15 protein-coding genes are annotated in these 18314 nt (G+C 70.8%); 7 read left to right on the top strand and 8 right to left on the bottom strand.

What is annotated here, in order from left to right; translation table 11 throughout:
• Window positions 1-42 precede the first annotated feature (42 nt).
• The 3 genes from G4G93_RS21780 (at window position 43) to G4G93_RS21770 (ending at window position 3238) form a co-directional block, all read left to right on the top strand.
• Window positions 43-1248, top strand: coding sequence for an ABC transporter substrate-binding protein (locus tag G4G93_RS21780; protein ID WP_165087100.1), 1206 nt, complete (start codon window positions 43-45; stop codon window positions 1246-1248).
• 86 nt (window positions 1249-1334) lie between these two features.
• On the top strand, window positions 1335-2222 hold the full coding sequence (locus G4G93_RS21775; protein ID WP_165087099.1) for a branched-chain amino acid ABC transporter permease: 888 nt from the start codon (window positions 1335-1337) through the stop codon (window positions 2220-2222).
• Between the two features lie 26 nt (window positions 2223-2248).
• Window positions 2249-3238 (top strand): branched-chain amino acid ABC transporter permease, encoded by a 990-nt coding sequence (locus tag G4G93_RS21770; protein WP_165087097.1) that lies wholly within the window; start codon window positions 2249-2251, stop codon window positions 3236-3238.
• Window positions 3239-3454: 216 nt separating this feature from the next.
• Here the strand turns inward: G4G93_RS21770 and G4G93_RS21765 are convergent, their stop codons facing one another.
• The 8 genes from G4G93_RS21765 to G4G93_RS21730 form a co-directional block, all read right to left on the bottom strand.
• Complete coding sequence (locus G4G93_RS21765; protein WP_165087096.1) at window positions 3455-4651, bottom strand: TAXI family TRAP transporter solute-binding subunit; 1197 nt, start codon at window positions 4649-4651, stop codon at window positions 3455-3457.
• Between the two features lie 237 nt (window positions 4652-4888).
• Entirely contained in the window at window positions 4889-6355 is a 1467-nt protein-coding gene (locus G4G93_RS21760; RefSeq protein WP_165087094.1) for a hypothetical protein, read from the bottom strand.
• Window positions 6356-6510: 155 nt separating this feature from the next.
• Window positions 6511-7356, bottom strand: coding sequence for an alpha/beta fold hydrolase (locus G4G93_RS21755; RefSeq protein WP_165087093.1), 846 nt, complete (start codon window positions 7354-7356; stop codon window positions 6511-6513).
• On the bottom strand, window positions 7353-8579 hold the full coding sequence (locus G4G93_RS21750) for an MFS transporter (protein WP_165087091.1): 1227 nt from the start codon (window positions 8577-8579) through the stop codon (window positions 7353-7355). The genes G4G93_RS21755 and G4G93_RS21750 overlap by 4 nt, the downstream gene beginning before the upstream one ends.
• Before the next feature lie 422 nt (window positions 8580-9001).
• On the bottom strand, window positions 9002-9781 hold the full coding sequence (locus tag G4G93_RS21745) for a hypothetical protein (RefSeq protein ID WP_165087090.1): 780 nt from the start codon (window positions 9779-9781) through the stop codon (window positions 9002-9004).
• Window positions 9782-10411, bottom strand: a complete 630-nt coding sequence (ureG, locus tag G4G93_RS21740; RefSeq protein ID WP_165087088.1) for an urease accessory protein UreG — start codon at window positions 10409-10411, stop codon at window positions 9782-9784. It abuts the gene before it with no gap.
• Between the two features lie 23 nt (window positions 10412-10434).
• Window positions 10435-10791, bottom strand: coding sequence for a tRNA-binding protein (locus G4G93_RS21735; protein ID WP_165087087.1), 357 nt, complete (start codon window positions 10789-10791; stop codon window positions 10435-10437).
• A 207-nt stretch (window positions 10792-10998) separates the two neighbouring features.
• Window positions 10999-12417: a M20 family metallopeptidase gene (locus tag G4G93_RS21730; RefSeq protein ID WP_165087085.1), complete on the bottom strand. Its 1419-nt coding sequence runs from the start codon at window positions 12415-12417 to the stop codon at window positions 10999-11001.
• 210 nt (window positions 12418-12627) lie between these two features.
• Between G4G93_RS21730 and G4G93_RS21725 the strand changes: the two genes are divergently transcribed.
• The 4 genes from G4G93_RS21725 to G4G93_RS21710 are packed head-to-tail and all read left to right on the top strand — an operon-like array spanning window position 12628 to window position 18150.
• The gene (locus tag G4G93_RS21725; RefSeq protein WP_165087083.1) at window positions 12628-14421 is read left to right on the top strand and encodes a peptide ABC transporter substrate-binding protein; all 1794 of its coding nucleotides are present in this window, start codon (window positions 12628-12630) and stop codon (window positions 14419-14421) included.
• A 9-nt stretch (window positions 14422-14430) separates the two neighbouring features.
• The gene (locus G4G93_RS21720) at window positions 14431-15390 is read left to right on the top strand and encodes an ABC transporter permease (RefSeq protein WP_165087082.1); all 960 of its coding nucleotides are present in this window, start codon (window positions 14431-14433) and stop codon (window positions 15388-15390) included.
• Window positions 15356-16285: an ABC transporter permease gene (locus tag G4G93_RS21715; RefSeq protein WP_165087080.1), complete on the top strand. Its 930-nt coding sequence runs from the start codon at window positions 15356-15358 to the stop codon at window positions 16283-16285. The genes G4G93_RS21720 and G4G93_RS21715 overlap by 35 nt, the downstream gene beginning before the upstream one ends.
• A gap of 11 nt (window positions 16286-16296) precedes the next feature.
• Window positions 16297-18150 carry an ABC transporter ATP-binding protein gene (locus tag G4G93_RS21710; protein WP_165087078.1) on the top strand — a complete coding sequence of 618 codons (1854 nt, stop codon included), beginning with the start codon at window positions 16297-16299 and terminating at the stop codon, window positions 18148-18150.
• Window positions 18151-18314 lie beyond the last annotated feature (164 nt).

Below are 18314 nucleotides of genomic sequence, written 5' to 3'. Positions count from 1 at the left end.
AATGGCCGCCGCGTGCGGGCGGCACCACAGGGAGGATGTTTGATGCTGAAACGGTTGTTGCTCGCCAGTGCCCTCTGCGCCGTCGCCGCCAGCCAAGCGTTGGCGCAGACGCCGGTGAAGATCGGCGTGCTGAACGACCGCTCGGGCGTCTACGCCGACATCTCGGGCGAGGGCTCGGTCGCCGCCGCCCGCATGGCGGTGGAGGACTTCAAGGCCGCCGAGAAGGGCCTGAAGGTCGAGATCGTCGCCGCGGACCACCAGAACAAGCCGGATGTCGGCGCCTCGATCGCCCGGCAATGGTACGATCGCGACGGCGTCGATGCGATCTTCGACGTGCCGACCTCGTCGGTGGCGCTGGCCATCAACCAGGTGACGCGCGAGAAGAACAAGGCCTTCATCAATTCGGGCGCCGGCACCGCCGACCTCACCGGGCCGCAATGCTCGCCCAATACCGTGCACTGGACCTACGACACGGTGGCGCTGGCCAACGGCACCGGCGGCGCCATGGTCAAGCGCGGCGGCACCACCTGGTTCTTCCTCACCGCCGACTACGCCTTCGGCCAGGCCCTGCAGCGCGACACCTCCGAGGTCGTGACCAAGAACGGCGGCAAGGTGGTCGGCGCGGTCAAGACGCCGTTCCCGACCGCCGACTTCTCGTCCTTCCTGCTCCAGGCGCAAGGGTCCGGCGCCAAGGTGATCGGGCTGGCCAATGCCGGCGGCGACACCATCAACGCCATCAAGCAGGCGGCGGAGTTCGGCATCACCGAGGGCGGCCAGGCCATCGCCGGCCTGCTGATCTTCTCCTCCGACATCCACGCCCTGACCCCGAAGGTGGCGCAAGGCCTGGTGCTGACCGAGCCGTTCTACTGGGACCTCAACGACGGCACCCGCGCCTTCTCCGACCGCTTCGCCAAGCTCGCCGGCGGCAAGAAGCCGACCGCCGTGCAGGCCGGCGTCTACGCGAGCGTGCTTCACTACCTCAAGGCGGTCGAGGCGCTGAAGTCGGCCTCCGACGGGTCCAAGGTCGTGGCGAAGATGAAGGAGATCCCGACCGACGACCCGCTCTTCGGCAAGGGCAACATCCGGGCCGACGGCCGCACGATCCACGACATGTACCTGTTCGAGGTCAAGAAGCCGGCCGAGTCGAAGGGCCCGTGGGACCTCTACAAGACGCTGGCGACGATCCCCGGCAACGAGGCGTTCCGGCCCCTCAACCAGGGCAACTGCCCGCTGGTGAACAAGAGCTGATCGCCCGACGCGACCCCGGCGGCGCTTCCTGAGCGCCGCCGGCCCACCCGAACCCGGCCCGGTCCCCACGCGAGTCGCCAGACCCCATGCCCACGATCCTCGGCGTCCCCATGCAGGCGCTCTTCGGCCAGCTCCTGCTCGGCCTCATCAACGGCTCGTTCTACGCCATCCTGTCGCTCGGGCTGGCGATCATCTTCGGCCTGTTGAACATCATCAACTTCACCCACGGCGCGCAGTACATGATGGGCGCCTTCGTCGCCTGGATGATGCTGAACTACGCCGGGCTCGGCTACTGGTGGGCGCTGATCCTGGCGCCGATCGTCGTCGGCATCTTCGGGGTGATCCTCGAGCGGCTGCTGATCTCGCGGCTCTACAAGCTCGACCACCTCTACGGCCTGCTCCTGACCTTCGGCCTGGCGCTCATCATCCAGGGCCTGTTCCGCAACGAGTACGGCGTGTCGGGCCTGCCCTACGCGATTCCCTCCGAGCTCTCGGGCGGCCAGCGCCTGCCCTTCATGTTCCTGCCGAACTACCGCGGCTGGGTCGTGGTCGCCTCGCTCGTCGTCTGCATCGCCACCTGGCTCGTCATCGAGAAGACCAAGCTCGGCGCATATCTCCGGGCCGCGACCGAGAACCCGACCCTGGTCCAGGCCTTCGGCGTGAACGTGCCCCTGCTCCTGACCCTCACCTACGGCTTCGGCGTCGCGCTCGCCGCCTTCGCGGGCGTGCTCGCCGCGCCGGTCTACTCGGTGAACCCGAACATGGGCGCCGACATCATCATCGTGGTTTTCGCGGTCGTGGTGATCGGCGGCATGGGGTCGATCCTCGGCTCGATCGTCACCGGCTTCACCCTCGGGCTGGTCGAGGGCCTCACCAAGGTGTTCTATCCGGAAGCCTCCTCGACCGTGATCTTCGTCATCATGGTGCTGGTGCTGCTGGTGAAGCCCGCCGGCCTGTTCGGCCGCACCGCCTGACCGCCTCGCCTGAAGGAACGCCCCCAATGTCCTCCGCCGCGGCGTCCACCGACGCCTCCCCGATCGCCACCGTCATGCCCGAGGGCAGGGACGCCAAGGCGTTTCACCGCCTCGTCTTCGTCATCATCGCGGTCCTGCTCGCGGTGCTGCCCTTCGTGCTCTATCCCGTCTTCCTGATGAAGGTGTTGTGCTTCGCGCTGTTCGCGCTGGCCTTCAACCTGCTGCTCGGCTACGGCGGCCTCCTGTCCTTCGGCCACGCCGCCTATTTCGGCATGGCGAGCTACGTCACCGCCTACACCGCCAAGGTCTGGGGCCTGACGCCGGAACTCGCCATCCTGGGCGGCACCCTGATGGCGGCCCTGCTCGGCCTCGTCTTCGGCGCGCTGGCGATCCGCCGCCAGGGCATCTACTTCTCGATGATCACCCTGGCGCTCGCCCAGATGGTGTTCTTCTTCTCGCTGCAGGCGAAGTTCACCGGCGGCGAGGACGGCATCCAGGCGGTGCCGCGCGGCTACCTGTTCGGACTCATCAGCCTCGCCGACGACCGGGTGCTCTACGCGCTCGTCGCGGTGATCTTCTTCCTCGGCCTGCTGCTGATCTACCGCATCATCCACTCGCCCTTCGGCCAGGTGCTGAAGGCGATCCGCGACAACGAGCCCCGCGCGATCTCGCTCGGCTACCGCGCCAACCAGTACAAGCTCGCGGTCTTCGTGCTCTCGACCACGCTCGCGGGCCTCGCCGGCTCGACCAAGGCGATCGTGTTCCAGCTCGCCTCGCTCACCGACGTGCACTGGTCGATGTCGGGCGAGGTGGTGCTGATGACGCTGGTCGGCGGCATGGGCACGGTGTTCGGCCCGATCCTCGGCTCCTTCGTCATCATCGCGATGGAGAATTACCTGGCGCAGTTCGGCGCCTGGGTGACGATCATCCAGGGCGTGGTCTTCGTGGTCTGCGTGCTGGTGTTCCGCGAGGGGATCCTGGGCCTGGTGGCCCGGATGCTGAAGCGGCCGCTCTGAGCCGGACTTTAAGAGGACCGACGAAAAGACGGCGCCGGTCCCGAAAGGGGCCGGCGCCGTTGTGTTCGGACAGCGATCGACGCTCCGTGGACAGGAGCATGATACCAGGGTGTGTCTGGATTCCGGGTTCCGCTGCGCGGGCCCGGGATGGACCCGGAGGGCGGGAAACCTGTCGAGGGAATCAGCCTGAGCGGTTTGGGAGGAGCAATCGTCTCCTCACCGCCCCCGCCCGTCCCGCCACTTCAGGAATTCCTGATACAGCTGGTCGCGGTCCACCTCACCCGCCCCCCGGCGCTGGGCCAGGAACTGCGCCACCTCGCCGGCCGCCGCCGCGACCTTCGGGGCCGGGCCGCCGCGGTGCTCCAGCCAGTCCTTGGCGGCGGGGAAGCGGGTCCAGTCGGGCACCTCGGCGGTCAGGTTCACCTCGCGCCATTTCGGGTGGCGGGGCGGTTTCAGGAAGGCGTCGTACTGGCCGAAGAAGGCGTCGACGAACCGGGCGATGCGGTTGTAGCGCTCGCTGCCCTTCGGCCAGTTATAGGCCGCCAGGATGGTGCCGACCGCGAGCGTGCGCACCGGCGCTCCCTCGGGGGCGAGGAGCGGGTAGTCGGCGTGGGTGAGCTCGGCCGGCATGTAGCTCTCGGCGGCGGCGCCCGCGAAGGGGACGTCGAGCAGGTGGAAGCGGTCGCCGCCCTGGAACTCGGCCAGCACCGCCACGGGCTTCGCCGCCACCGACACCATCGCGGCGATCTCGCCGCGCTCCAGCATCGCCAGCGCCGCCGGCTGGTCGACATTGACCGGATCGACGCCGAGGCCGATCCCGGCGAACATGGCCCGTCCCGACACGTCGGTGCCGCTGCCGCGCACGTCGAAGCTCACCTTCCGGCCGGCGAGCTGGCGGATGTCGGTGATCTCCCGCGGGGCGACCACGTGCAACTCGTCGTTGAACAGCCGGGCGATATAGGCGATGTGCGACTGGGCGTTGCCGACCCGCTTGTCCCTGCGCAGCTGGTCGAGCGAATCGGTGCGCACGAAGCCGATATCGATGCCGCGCAGGTAGCGCAGGTCGTAGGCGTTCTGCCCCGCCCCCTTGCCCATCACCGGCAGCACCCGCAGGTCGTCAATGCCGTCGAGCACGAAGGCGAGGTCGCTCGCCATGCGGAAATAGGTGCCGCCGGGGGTGCCGGAGATCACCGCCACGGTGTTGGCGTTGAGGTGGCTGCCGAACGCCACGTCCTCGGCGCTCTCCCGCGGCGCGGGGGCCTGCGCCTTCGGCCGGGGCGCGGCGGCGCGGGCGGGCCGGGCCGGCGCCGGCGCCGGCGCGACGGCGGACGGGAAGTCGGCGATCTGGGCGGTGGCCTCCGGGACCGACCAGGGCAGCAGGAGGGCGAGCCACAATGCGGCGCGGCGGGTCATGCACTGTCTCCGGTGACGTAGGGCGCTAGGCAGATTTCGCAAAGGTGGTTGCCGGTTTGGCGATAAAAGTTTGCGACAAAACAAGATTCTCAGAAGACGAAACGTTGGCATGACAACATTTCGCTTGCTGAAGGCATTTTTCGGCGAAGCTGATATCGGTTCGTCGAAGAAGATGCGGCAGAAGCAAAGACCTGGGGCGCTGTCCGATCGCAGCGCGATCGGGCGGCGCCGCAAGGGTCACTCGCCGCCCCACGGGGCGGCCAGGGAGGGCACGAAGGGGGCGAGCACCCGGTCCAGGACCGGATCCACCACGGGGCCCGGCAGGCCGGCCTGGCGGACCGGGTTGGTCCAGCCGGCCGGCCGCCGATGGGCCGGGACGGCGGGGCTCTCGGCGACGACCCGGGTCTCGTCCTCCCGACCGTCCTGGGCCTGCCGGTACAGCGCGCTCGCCTTCTCCGGATCGCCGCGCATGCCGAGGACCTGCAGGGCGGCGAGCCTGTCGGGGTCGTAGGTCTCGGCGAGGAGCGCCGTCGCCCGGGCGCTGCCGCTCCGGACGCCGAGGGTGAGGAAGAGCCGCGCCCCGCTGATGTCGCCGCGCCCGAGCAGGACGGCGACCCGCGCCAGCAGCCGCTCCTCGTCGAACGTCTCCGGCGTCGCGAAGGCGGTGCCGACCCCCTGCAGACCGCCTCGCGCGGCCGCGCCGGGACGGGTCTGGAACACCAGCGAGGGCGCGGCGCCCCTCGCCTCCTGCGACTTCGGACCCTGGGACCTGGTGCCTTGGGACTTGGTACCCTGGGATTGGGCGACGGCCGCACGGTCGAGGCCTTCCCTCAGGCGGTCGAGGCGCCCGCGCGCCTCGGCTCCGGCCCGCTCGGCGGAGACGCGGCCCTGCTCGGCCCGGTCGCGCTCGCCGGCCACCTCCACGATGCGGGCACTGGCCTCCGACCGGGCGACCTGGGCGGCACGGAGCGCCACGGCGAGGCGGCGCAGGCCGGCCCGCATCATCGCCCGCTCGCGCGCCGCCGAGGCCGTCTGGGCCTGGAGGGCGGCCTGCGCGGCCTCGGCGGTGGTCTCCAGCATGGCGACCCGCTGGCGCGCCTCCGCCAGGGCCGTCGCCAGCTGCTCCGATCGCGCCCGCTCCTCGCCGAGCGCCTGCCGGCGCTCGTCGGCCGCGCCTTCCGCCGCCCGGCGGGCCTCCTCGGCGGCGGTGAGCGCCGCCCGCGTCTCGTCGCCACCGTGATCCTGCGCCGCCCGCGCCCGCAGGGACTCGACTTCGGCCCGGGCGGCGGCGAGTTCGTGCCGGGCCGCCATCGCGGCCTCCGAGAGGGTGTTGGCGCGCGTCTCCTCCTGCTCCAGGCGCTGCCGGACCGTCTCCGTCTCGGCCTCGGCCTGCCGCACCCGCGCCTCCGCCTGCCGTCGCGCCTCCTCGACGGCCTGGGCCGCTTGCGTCGCGGTCGGGCGGGCCGGATCCCCCCACGGACGAGCCGCGTCCGCCGCCGGGCGGGAGAGGATCGCGCGGGCCTGCATCTGCCGCGGCACGCCGGCCCGGTCCGCCTCGGTGACCTCGGCGGCGAGCGGGGCGACCGGAGGCGGGGCGGCCGCCGCGGGCGCGCGCCCCGCCTCCGGAGGCGTGCCCTCCATCGTGAGCACCACGCCGGTCGCCGCGACGCCCAGGCATCCTGCCAGGCCGAGCCAGAATTTCATGCCGCGCCCCTTCGGCTGGGCGGGCGCTCCGGTCGGGAGCGCCGCGCCGCTTCGTCGCGGCCGAGAGTGGGCTGCCGGGGCGAGCCGGGGCTATCTGCGCGATGGGAGCGGGCGAGAGCGGCCCCGCTTCCCCGAAAGGGGTGGGGCCTCCCCCTTCAGGCTGAGGCGACGACCCGCCGGATCGCGGCGCGGACCCGCTCGGGCGCCTCGAAGGGCAGGAAATGGGTGGTGCCGGGCACGGTCTCGACCGCGATGCCGGCGCCGGGGATCCCGCTGACGGTGCAGGTACTGCTGGTCTCGGCCCGCAGGATCTCGGCCGGGCAGGACAGGCGCGCGAGCGCCGCCCAGGGGTCGTGGCCCTGCGCCATGTAGTTCGACGCCTCCCAGGCCCCGGTGCAGGCCAGCGTCACGCCGCCCGGGACATCCCGGAACCCGTCCGCCACGTAATCGGCGAGCGGCGCCTCCGGCCAGGTGCGGAAGGCGCCGCGCCCCCGGTAGGCGGCGAGCGCCGCATCCCGGGACGGGAAGTCGCTGCGCCGCTTGCGCGCCCCCTCGGCGAGGCCGGCATGGCCCTCCCCGCGCCGCTCCGGCGGCTGGATCACCGGGTCGAGGAGGACGAGGCCCCGCACGCGCTCCGGCCTCTCGGCCGCGGCGAGCAGCGAGGCGGTGCCGCCCATCGAGTGGCCGACCAGCACGAGGGGACCGGACTCGAGCCGGTCGAGGAGCGCGATGAGATCGTGGGTGACGTCCCACCAGTCGGTCCGCCCGGCGGGCTCGGCCGGGAGCGTCGTGCCGCCGTGGCCGCGATGGTCGTAGGCCAGCACATGCAGGTCGGCCAGCGGCTCGAGGAGGCTGCGATAGGTGCGGGCGTTGAAGCCGTTGGCGTGCAGCAGGAGCGCGTCGAGGGGCCGCACGGGGGGGCCGAACTCCAGGGCGGCGAGGCGGCCGCCGGAGGCGTCGCCGATGTCGAGACTCCGCCGCACCAACCCGTTGTCGCTCACGCCCGCATCCCCTTCGGCCGCGCCAGGGCGGTGCCGGCCGCGCCGAGCGCCATCAGCACGGCGGTGCCGAGGAACACCGCCCGCATGCCGACATGCCCCCCGACGAAGCCGCCGAGCAGCGGCCCCACCACCTGTCCGACGTACTGCGACGAGGTCGAATAGCCAAGCATCGTCCCGGCGACCCGGTCGGGCACCGAGTGGCGGATCACGCTGGCGATGCAGGGCAGGAGCCCGCCGAGAGCCAGCCCCATCAGGAAGCGCAAGGCGACGAGCTGCCAGTCGCTCGTCACCAGGGCCTGCGGCACCAGCAGCAGGGCCGAGGCGGTCAGGCTCGCGGTGATGACCGTCCAATGACCGATCCGGTCGGCGAGGCGCCCGAGGCGCGGCGCCGACAGGATGCTCCCCAGGGCGGTCGCCGCCATGGCAAGTCCCGCGACCAACGTGACCCGGGCCGGGTCGGGCGTCAGCTCGGCGACGTAGACGGTGATGATCGGCTCGACCGACATCACCGCCAGCATCAGGAGCATCCCGGTCGCCAGCATGGCGAGCGCCGGGCGCTTGTCCGGGATGCTGGACCATCCGCCGCCGCTGCGCGCGTGGCGCGGCGGGCGCGGCGCCTCGCGGATCAGCAGCAGGGTGGCGAGGAAGGCCAGGAAGATCACGGCGCCGGCGGCCAGGAAGGTCGCGCGGATCCCGATGAGCGGCGGCAGCACCCCGCCGACGAGGGGGCCGACGAGGTTGCCGGCCATGATGCCGGAGGCGAGCGTGCCGAGCGCCCAGGCCGAGCGGTCCTTCGGCGTCTGCGTCGCCACCAGCACCGTCGAGCCCGAGGCGTAGCCTCCGAGCAGGCCCGCGAGCAGGCGCAGGCCCACCAGCTGCCAGACATTGCCCGCGAGCCCGATCAGCGACATCGCCACCGCCATGCCGAGGCTCGCCCGGATCAGCATCAGCTTGCGGCCGTAGAGGTCGGCGAGCCGCCCCCAGAGCGGCGCCACCAGGGCAGCGCTGAAGAAGGTCGCCCCGAAGGCCACGCCGGACCATTGCACGATCGCCGCCTGATCCTTCACGCCGAGCTCCTCGACGTAGAGCGGCAGGAACGGCAGCAGCAGCGTCATCGCCACGATGGTGGTGAAGGAGCCGAACACGCAGACCGCGAGGTTGCGCCGCCAATGGGCGTCTTCGGGCGATGCGTCCGGAACCGCCGCGCTGCTGTCGCGGATCATCGTGTGCGTCCTCCCCCACCGTGCGCCGGAAGGGCGGACCGGGAGCAGGACCCTAGAGCATTTTCCGACGAAGCGGATACCGGTTCGTCGCAGAGCCTGTTCGACCCGTTCGGCAGTATTCACGCCCTCCATGTCATCCCGGGGCGGCGTAGCGGAGCCCGGAATTCAATGCCTCGGATGGTTCGGAACAAAGCAGATCTCATTCCGCTTCGTCTTCTACTGCTTGAGTTTCCGGGTTCCGGGCTCCGCTGCGCGGCCCCGGAACGACACGGTGGATTCAATATCTGTAGAGACCGATCAAGCAGGCTCTCGGCAAATGCGGCAACATCGTAGACCTGGAGCACGGCGCGATCGGGCGGTGCTCGGGACGCCTCTTCGCCCGCCGCGAGCCCGGCCCGGACGCGCGCCGGCATGATCTCCCGTCATGCCGGCCGCCAATCCGGCCAGGCGGCGACGCGGTGCACCAGGCGGGTCTCGCGGGACGCCTCTCCGAACGGCGCCAGGACCCAGTCCCAGCCCCGCGGCGCAGGCCCGGGATCGACGCCGTAGAGGAGATCGAGCCGCTCGATCACCCGGCCGTCCCGATCCTCCTCGGTTTCGTCGCGGTCGGTCACGAGGCAGATGCGGGCGGGAAGCTCCGCCAAGGCGTCGAGATGCGCCGCCACGATGCGGCGCCCGAAGGCCTCCGCATCGGTCCAGGACCCGAGCCGGCCCGCCGCCTCGAGCCGCGCGACCGGCAGGATCGGCAGCTGCGACAGGAGGTTGGCCGAGACCACGAGGTCGGCCTCCCGGCAGAGGGCCGGCAGCACCGGCTCGAGCGCGTCGCGGCGGCCGAGCAGCAGGCCTTCCGTTCCGCTCAGGTCGTGGGTGAGGCGCGTGACGTTGGCACGGCCCCGGGCCCGCCACCGGGCCCGCCAGGGGTGCACCGCGTCGACCAGCACCACCCGCCGGAAGGCGCGGGCGAGGTCGTCGATCGGCACGTCGTCGAGGAGGCCGGAGCCGAGCACGACCGCGGTGTCGCGCCGGTCCAGGCCCTCCATCGCCGCCCGCACCGTGCCCTTCGCCGCCGCGAGGTGCGGCGCCCAGGCGGCACGGCAGCGCCGCGAGCGCGAGGCGAGCCGCACGCTCTCGCCGACATAGCCGAGGCGGCGCAGGGAGAGCGGCGCCGGCAGGACGAGCCAGTGCGCGAGGTCGACGAGCACCTACAGCCCCCCGGCCTCCACCACGAAGCGCGCCACCGCCTCGACGCCGTCGCCGTGGCGCAAGGAGGCGAAAACGTAGGGGCGCCGGCCCCGCATGCGCTTCGTATCCTCCTCCATCACCCCGAGATCGGCGCCGACGAGCGGCGCGAGGTCGGTCTTGTTGATGACGAGGAGGTCCGAGCGGGTGATGCCGGGCCCCCCTTTCCGCGGGATCTTCTCGCCGCCGGCCACGTCGATGACGTAGATCGTCAGGTCGGCGAGCTCCGGCGAGAAGGTGGCGGCCAGGTTGTCGCCGCCGGATTCGAGCAGCACGAGGTCGAGGGCGGGGAAGCGCCGGCGCATCTCCGCCACCGCCGCGAGGTTGATCGAGGCGTCCTCGCGGATCGCGGTATGCGGGCAGCCGCCGGTCTCGACGCCCATGATCCGCTCCTCCGGCAGGGCGCCGGCCACGGTGAGGAGGCGCGCATCCTCCTTGGTGTAGATGTCGTTGGTAATGGCGCAGAGGTCGTAGCGCTCGCGCAGGGCCTTGCACAGGCCCTCCATCAAGGCGGTCTTGCCCGACCCGACCGGGCCGCCGATGCCGACCCTCAAGGGGCCGTGGCTTGAACTGGGGCCGTGGCTGGACGTCATGGTGCTTCGTCTCTCCTGGAGTCTCAGTACAGCCGCCCGCCATTCGGCACCGGCCGCTCGGGCGCGATCAGCACCACCGCGCCCTCCCCGTCCGGCACGCCGAGGGTCAGCACCTCGGAGCGCACCGGACCGACCTGGCGCGGCGGCAGGTTGACGACGCAGAGCACCTGCCGTCCGACCAGGGTCTCGGGGGTGTAGTGCACCGTCACCTGGGCGGAGGATTTCTTCAAGCCGATCGCCGCGCCGAGATCGATGACGAGCCGGTAGGCCGGCCGGCGCGCCTCGGGAATCGGCGCCGCCTCGACGATGGTGCCGACCCGCACGTCGAGCTTCAGGAAATCGTCGATGGTGGTCGGGGCCGGCGGGGTGATCTGATCCATGGAGCGTCCGGATGAGAAGGCGAGGTGCCGCGCATCCCTAGAGCAGCGCTCGATCGCGTTGCAATCGGGCGGTGCTCCAGGTCTTTGATTCTGCCGCATTTTCTGAGACGAGCCGGTATCCGCTTCGTCGGAAAATGCTCTAGGGGAAGCCAGGCCGCGATCATGCGCGGGCGCAGCCCTGCCGCCCGCGCGAAAGGCCCGTGGTTGTCACCCCACCGACATCGTCAACGGCGGCTGCACCTCCGCCGGGAGCGGCGAGACGTAGCCCTCCGGCCCGGTCCGCGCCTTCAGGTCGGCCTTGGCGGCCTCGCGCAAGGCGGCGTCGGTGGCGAGCCGGGCGCCGAGGGCCGCCATGGCTTTCGCCACCTGCACCATCGCCTTGTGGGCCGCCGGCGTCTTTCCTTGCGCCACCACCTGCCAGGTGTGGAACGGCGTGCCGACCGCCACGGTCGGGGCATGGGCCTGGACGGTGGGCACCACCCAGCTCACGTCGCCGACATCGGTCGAGCCGATCGCCGGGTTGCGGCGGGCATCGAGCGGCACCAGGAAGTCGGCGAGCGGCGCGTCGGTCACCGGCAGCCCGATGGTGCGGTAGACCGCCGAGATGTCCTGCGGGGTCAGCGTGTCCTGGATCTGCCGGGCGAAGGCGCGGTCCGTCTCGTCGAAATGGGGGACGCCGAGATCCTCCATCACCCCGTGCAGGGCCTCTTCCAGCGGGGTGTTGCCGACGAGGTTCGAGACCGCGCTGACGATGCGCATCTCCATCGTGGTCTCGGTCATCAGCGCCGCGCCCTCGGCGATCTTGCGCACCCGGGCCACCAGCTCGCGCATGCCGGGCAGGTCGCGGGCGCGGATCGAGTAGCGCACCCGGGCATGGGCCTGGACCACGTTGGGGGCGATGCCGCCGGTGTCGAGGAGCGCGTAATGCACCCGCGCGTCGCTCGGCATGTGCTCGCGCATGTAGTTGACGCCGACATTCATCAGCTCGACCGCGTCGAGGGCCGAGCGGCCGAGATGGGGCGCGGCCGCCGCGTGCGAGGCGCGGCCGGTGAACACGAAATCGGCCCGGGTATTGGCCAGCGAGAGCGGCGGCGAGACCTCCCAGAAGCTCGACGGGTGCCAGGTGACGGCGGCGTCGGCGTCCGAGAACAGCCCCTCGCGCACCATGAAGGCCTTGGCGGCGCCGCCTTCCTCCGCCGGGCAGCCGTAATAGCGCACGCGGCCGGGCAATCCGGCCTCGGCGAGCCAGTCCTTCAGGGCGGTGGCGGCCAGGAGTGCCGCCGAGCCGAGCAGGTTGTGCCCGCATCCATGGCCGTGGCCGCCCTGCTCGATAGGAGTATGTGACGCGACCCCCGCCTCCTGGCTCAGGCCGGGCAGCGCGTCGTACTCGCCCAGGAAGGCGATCACCGGACCGCCCTCCCCGGCCTCGCCGATGACGGCAGTCGGGATGCCGGCGGCGCCTTCCGTGACGCGAAACCCCTGGTGGCGCAGCTCGGCGGCGTGGGCCGCGGCCGAGCGCTCCTCGGTATAGCAGACCTCCGGCGTGCCCCAGACCTCGTCCGAGAGGGCGATCAGCCGGTCCTTGTGAGTGTCGACCTGGCGCCAGACGGCATTGCGGTTGTCCATGGGGGTTCCTCCTCGCACCGGAGCGTCATGCAGGGAGCCTGCCGGCTCAAGCGCGGCGGGAGCGTATGTGGCGCGCGAATTGCGAATGGCTGGCCGACCGCATGCCCCGGCGCCGAATGCCCGGGGCAAAGTTTTTCAGTGGCTTGCGGACCGGGATCGCGGGCGCGATGCTGCCCGTCAGACCAAGGCCAGCCAGAAGGGTGATCGTCCATGATCGAGCAGGACCTGCGCGCGCTGATCGGCGAGGTGAAGGACGGGAGCCTGTCGCGGCGCAGCTTCGTGCGCAGGATGCTGGCTTTGGGCCTCACCGCCCCGATGGCCGGGATGATGCTGGCCCAGAACGGCGTCGCCTTCGCGGCGAACGCCCTGCGCGACGCCTACACGCCGACCCAGGCCGGCGGCGGCGGGCCGTTGAAGCTGCTGTTCTGGCAGGCCGCCACCCTGATCAACCCGCATTTCGCCATCGGTACCAAGGACCAGGAGGGCTCGCGGATCTTCTACGAGCCACTGGCGGCCTGGGATGCCGACGGCAACCTCTTCCCGATCCTGGCGGCCGAGATCCCCTCCAAGGAGAATGGCGGTGTCGCAGCCGACGGCCGCTCGGTGACCTGGAAGCTGAAGCCCGGCGTGAAGTGGCACGACGGCAAGCCCTTCACCGCCGATGACGTGGTGTTCAACTGGGAATATGCCGCCAACCCGGCGACGGCCGCGACGACGTCGGGCAGCTACAACGACATCAAGGTCGAGAAGATCGACGACCACACCGTCAAGATCCTGTTCAAGCAGCCAACCCCGTTCTGGGCCGACGCCTTCGTGTCGAGTGCCGGGATGATCATTCCCAAGCACGTCTTCGCGGATTATACCGGTGACAAGTCCCGCGATGCGCCGGCCAACCTCGCGCCGGTCGGCACCGGGCCCTACAAGTTCAGCGAGTTCCGCCCCGGCGACATCCTGCGCGGCACCCGCAACCCCGATTACCACGTGCCGAACCGGCCATTCTTCGACTCGATCGAGATGAAGGGCGGCGGCGACGCCGTCTCGGCCGCCCGCGCCGTGCTGCAGACCGCCGAATACGACTATGCCTGGAACATGCAGGTCGAGGACGAGATCCTGAAGCGGCTCGAGGCCGAGGGCAAGGGCCGGGTCAAGATGGATTACGGCGGCAACCTCGAATTCCTGCTGCTCAACGCCACCGATCCGAACACCGAGGTCGACGGCGAGCGCGCCTCGCTCAAGACCAAGCATCCGGCCTTCTCGGATCCGGCGGTGCGCAAGGCGATGAACCTGCTCGTCAACCGGGCGGCGATCCAGCAATACATCTACGGCCGCACGGGCCGCGCCACCGCCAACGTGTTCAACGGCCCGGCCCCCTTCGTGTCGAAGAACACCTCCTTCGCCTTCGAGCCCGACAAGGCGGCGCAGATCCTGGAGGAGGCCGGTTGGAAGAAGGGCGGCGACGGCATCCGCGCCAAGGACGGCAAGAAGCTGAAATTCCTCTTCCAGACCTCGATCAACGCGCCGCGCCAGAAGACCCAAGCCATCATCAAGCAGGCCGCGCAGAAGGCCGGCATCGAGATGGAGCTGAAATCGGTCCCCGGTTCGGTCTTCTTCTCGTCCGACGTGGCGAACCCGGATACCTATCCGCATTTCTATGCCGACATGGAGATGTATACCTGGAACATGACGCAGGCCGACCCGGCGGTGTTCGCACTGCAATACGTCTCCTGGGAGGCTGCCACCAAGGCCAACAAGTGGCAAGGCCGCAACATCTGCCGGATGCAGAACCCGGAGGCCGATGCCTGCTACCGTGCGGCGCAAGGCGAGCTCGACCTCGTCAAGCGCGCCGCCCTGTTCATCAAGATGAACGACCTGGTGGTGGCGGATTACGTCCTGCCGCTCCTCCACCGCGCCCAGGTCTCGGCGATCAACGGCAAGCTCCAGGCGCCGTCGAGCGGCTGGGACAACTCCCTGGCCTTCCTGGCCGAGTGGTACAAGCAGGCATAACGATCCCCGATGGGAGCCTATCTTCTCCGCCGCCTGCTGATCGCGATCCCGAGCCTGCTCGGGATCAGCCTCATCCTGTTCACTGTGCTGGCGCTGGCGCCGGGCGACCCGTTCGGGGAACTCGCCACCAACCCCAACGTCCCGCCCGAGGTGCGCGAGGCGTTGCGGCTGAAGTTCGGCCTCGATGACCCGATCCTGGTGCGCTACCTGCACTGGCTGACGGCGATGCTCCAGGGCGACTGGGGCTTCTCCTTCGCCAGCCGGGTCGATGTCGACGACCTGATCCTGCAGCGCCTGCCGACCACCCTGTTCGTGGTCGGCTCGTCGCAGGTGCTGGCGCTCCTGATCGCCGTGCCGGTCGGCATCCTGGCGGCGATCCGGCCCTATTCGGTCTTCGACCAGGTGGCGAACACGCTAGCCTTCATCGGCTTCTCGCTGCCGACCTTCTTCACCGGCCTGCTGTTCATCCTGCTGTTCAGCCTGACGCTGGACTGGCTGCCCTTCGTCTACCAGGCCGACATTTCGGCGACGGGCTGGCGCTGGGCGTGGGAGCATGTCCGGCAGGCGATCATGCCGGTCTGCGTGCTCGGCTTCTTCCAGGCCGCCTCCTACACCCGCTACGTCCGCGCCTCGGTGCTCGACGTGGCCCGCCTCGACTACGTCACCACCGCCCGGGCCAAGGGCCTGTCGGACGGCACCGTCACGATCCGCCACATCGCCCGCAACGCCCTGATCCCCGTGGTGACGCTCGTGGCGCTCCAGATCCCGGCGGTGTTCGGCGGCGCCATCGTCACCGAGCAGATCTTCCGGATCCCGGGCATCGGCTCGCTCCTCATCAACGCGATGCTCGCCAACGACACGCCGGTGGTGATGGCCGTCACCTTCGTCTTCGCCTGCCTCGTCGTCCTGTTCAACCTCGTCGCGGACCTCCTCTATGGCTGGCTCGACCCTCGCATCTCCTACCGCTGAGACGGCGGCGCCCGCGCCGCCGGCGGTGTCGGGGCGGGACACCTGGCGGCGCTTCCGCCGCCACCGCCTCGCGGTCGTCAGCGTCGGCGTGCTGGGCCTGCTCGTGCTCGCGGTCCTCGTCGGCGGCTGGGTCTGGCCGGTGGCGATCGACGACATCGACTTCGCGGCGACGCTCCAGGGCCCGTCCTGGGCCCATCCGCTCGGCACCGACGATCTCGGCCAGGATCTCCTGGCCCGGATGATCTATGGCGGCCGGATCTCGCTGGCGGTCGGTTTCGCCGCCATGATCGTCGCGACATTCGTCGGCGTGGTGGTGGGGGCGCTCGCCGGCATGTCGCGGCGCTTCCTCGACCCGTTCCTGATGTGGCTGACCGACCTGTTCCTGTCCCTGCCGCAGCTGCCGCTCCTGCTGCTCATCATCTACCTGTTCCGCGACCAGCTGAAGCAGGTCTTCGGGGTCGAGGGCGGCGTGTTCGTGATGATCGTCGCGGTCATCGGGGGCCTGCGCTGGATGCCGGTGGCGCGGCTGGTGCGGGCGCAGTTCCTGTCCTTGCGCGAGAAGGAATTCGTCGAGGCGGCGCGCTCGCAGGGCGCGACCGCCTGGCACCTCGTCACCCGCCACATCCTGCCGAATGCGATCGGGCCGGTCATCGTCGCGGCGACGATCGAGGTCTCCTCGGCGATCATCGCCGAATCGACCCTGTCGTTCTTGGGGCTGGGCTTCCCGCCCGACATCCCGACCTGGGGCCGGCTGCTCTACGACGCCAAGGACCATCTCGACGTGGCGCCGCACTGGGCCTTGTTCCCGGGGGCGGCGATCTTCCTGACCGTCCTGTCGATCAACTTCATCGGCGACGGCTTGCGCGACGCCCTCGACCCGCGTCGGGTGCTGTGAGGATGACAGGCATGAAAACCCCGATCCTCTCGGTCCAGGACCTCACCGTCGCGTTCCGCTCCGAGCAGGCCTGGCGCCCGGTGGTGCACGGCGTCTCGTTCGACATCGGCCCGAAGGAGACCGTCGCCCTCGTCGGCGAGTCGGGCTCGGGGAAGAGCGTCACGGCGATGTCGATCATGCGGCTCACCCCGCGCGACGCGACCCGCACCGGCGGCCGCGTGCTGCTGCAAGGCCGCGACCTCCTGCGCCTGCCGGATGCCGAGATGCGGCGCATCCGCGGCGACGACGTCGCGATGATCTTCCAGGAGCCGATGACGAGCCTGAACCCGGTGCTCACCGTGGGCTTCCAGATCGGCGAGGCCCTGCGGCTGCATCGCGGCCTGTCGCACAAGGAGGCCGAGGCCGAGACGGTGCGGCTGTTCGACAAGGTGCGGATCCCGGCCGCCGCCTCGCGGGTGCACGAATACCCGCACCGCTTCTCCGGCGGCATGCGCCAGCGGGTGATGATCGCCATGGCGCTCGCCTGCCGGCCGAAGCTCCTCATCGCCGACGAGCCGACCACGGCCCTCGACGTCACGATCCAGGCCCAGATCCTCGACCTGATCAAGCTCCTCCAGGAGGAGGAGGGCATGTCGGTCCTGTTCATCACCCACGACATGGGGGTGGTGGCCGAGATCGCCGACCGCACCGTGGTGATGGTCGACGGGCGCGCCGTCGAGACGGGGTCGACCGAGCAGATCTTCCGCCGCCCCGCCCACCCCTACAGCCGCGCGCTGCTCGCCGCCGTGCCGCGCCTCGGCGCCATGCAGGGCAAGGCCCGGCCGGCCCGCTTCGAGATCGTCGACCGCGCCACCGGCGAGCCGGAGGCGGCCACGCCCCTGCCGGACACGGTGCGCGAGGGCGAGCGCCCGGTGCTCGAGGTGAAGGGGCTGACCACCCGCTTCGACATCCGCGGCGGATTGCTGTCGCGGGTGCGCGGCCGGGTCCACGCGGTCGAGAACGTGTCCTTCGCGGTGCGGGCGGGCGAGACCCTGGCGCTCGTCGGCGAATCGGGCTGCGGCAAGTCGACGACCGGGCGCTCGGTGCTGCGGCTGATCGAGCCGGTCGCCGGGGCGGTCCTCCTCGACGGCGAGGATGTGCTCGGCCTCTCGCCCGCGGCGCTCCGCGCATGCCGCCGGCGGATGCAGATGATCTTCCAGGATCCCTTCGCCAGCCTCGACCCGCGGATGAGCGTGGGCGCGGCGATTGCCGAGCCGCTGCTGATCAACCGTCTCTGCTCACGCAAGGAGGCCCGCGAGCGCGCCGCCGACCTGCTGCGCCGGGTCGGCCTCAAGCCCGAGATGGCCAGCCGCTACCCGCACGAATTCTCCGGCGGCCAGCGCCAGCGCATCTGCATCGCCCGCACACTCGCCCTGGAGCCCCGGCTGATCGTCGCCGACGAATCGGTCTCGGCCCTCGACGTCTCGGTGAAGGCGCAGGTGGTGAACCTGATGCTCGACCTCCAGGCCGCGCTCGGCCTCGCCTACCTGTTCATCTCGCACGACATGGCGGTGGTCGAGCGGGTCAGCCACCGCGTCGCCGTGATGTATCTCGGCGAGATCGTCGAGATCGGCCCCCGCGCGGCGATCTTCGGCGCGCCCCAGCACCCCTACACCAAGAAGCTGATCGCCGCGGTCCCGGTGCCCGATCCGGGCCGTCGCCGCCAGCTCCACGCCGTGCGCAGCGACGAGATCAAGAGCCCGATCCGCCCGGTCGATTACGCGCCGCCGGAGCGGCTGTACCGGGAGGTCTCGCCGGGCCACGTGGTGCAGGTCTGGGGGCCGGAATGGGAGGCGCCGGCGGGCGGGATGGCGGCAGTGGCCTGAGCGCCGCGGCCGTACCGCCCTCCGCGTCTCGACCCGGGCCCGCGAGAGCGGGGCCCGGGATCCAGACCCGCGAACCGCCCGGGATCGAGCGTCGCGCGCTCCCGCTTCGTCTTGCCGCTTCGTCTTGCAGCACCGGCAGGTCGGGATCGCGCTACTTCGGGTCC

The organism is Methylobacterium sp. DB0501 (assembly GCF_011043735.1).
In the GTDB taxonomy this organism is placed as follows: domain Bacteria; phylum Pseudomonadota; class Alphaproteobacteria; order Rhizobiales; family Beijerinckiaceae; genus Methylobacterium; species Methylobacterium alsaeris.
Note: the sequence above shows the minus strand (reverse complement) of the source record. Positions and strands in the feature narration are given on the sequence as shown.

Bases quoted from the DNA above. Each gene is read 5' to 3' on its own strand.
- G4G93_RS21765 (WP_165087096.1), bottom strand. From the start codon at position 4,651: ATGACCCGCCGCGCCGCATTGTGGCTCGCCCTCCTGCTGCCCTGGTCG.
- G4G93_RS21725 (WP_165087083.1), top strand. From the start codon at position 12,628: ATGATCGAGCAGGACCTGCGCGCGCTGATCGGCGAGGTGAAGGACGGG.
- G4G93_RS21735 (WP_165087087.1), bottom strand. From the start codon at position 10,791: ATGGATCAGATCACCCCGCCGGCCCCGACCACCATCGACGATTTCCTG.
- G4G93_RS21770 (WP_165087097.1), top strand. From the start codon at position 2,249: ATGTCCTCCGCCGCGGCGTCCACCGACGCCTCCCCGATCGCCACCGTC.
- G4G93_RS21780 (WP_165087100.1), top strand. From the start codon at position 43: ATGCTGAAACGGTTGTTGCTCGCCAGTGCCCTCTGCGCCGTCGCCGCC.
- G4G93_RS21750 (WP_165087091.1), bottom strand. From the start codon at position 8,579: ATGATCCGCGACAGCAGCGCGGCGGTTCCGGACGCATCGCCCGAAGAC.
- G4G93_RS21710 (WP_165087078.1), top strand. From the start codon at position 16,297: ATGAAAACCCCGATCCTCTCGGTCCAGGACCTCACCGTCGCGTTCCGC.
- G4G93_RS21715 (WP_165087080.1), top strand. From the start codon at position 15,356: ATGGCTGGCTCGACCCTCGCATCTCCTACCGCTGAGACGGCGGCGCCC.
- G4G93_RS21775 (WP_165087099.1), top strand. From the start codon at position 1,335: ATGCCCACGATCCTCGGCGTCCCCATGCAGGCGCTCTTCGGCCAGCTC.
- ureG (WP_165087088.1), bottom strand. From the start codon at position 10,411: ATGACGTCCAGCCACGGCCCCAGTTCAAGCCACGGCCCCTTGAGGGTC.
- G4G93_RS21720 (WP_165087082.1), top strand. From the start codon at position 14,431: ATGGGAGCCTATCTTCTCCGCCGCCTGCTGATCGCGATCCCGAGCCTG.
- G4G93_RS21730 (WP_165087085.1), bottom strand. From the start codon at position 12,417: ATGGACAACCGCAATGCCGTCTGGCGCCAGGTCGACACTCACAAGGAC.
- G4G93_RS21760 (WP_165087094.1), bottom strand. From the start codon at position 6,355: ATGAAATTCTGGCTCGGCCTGGCAGGATGCCTGGGCGTCGCGGCGACC.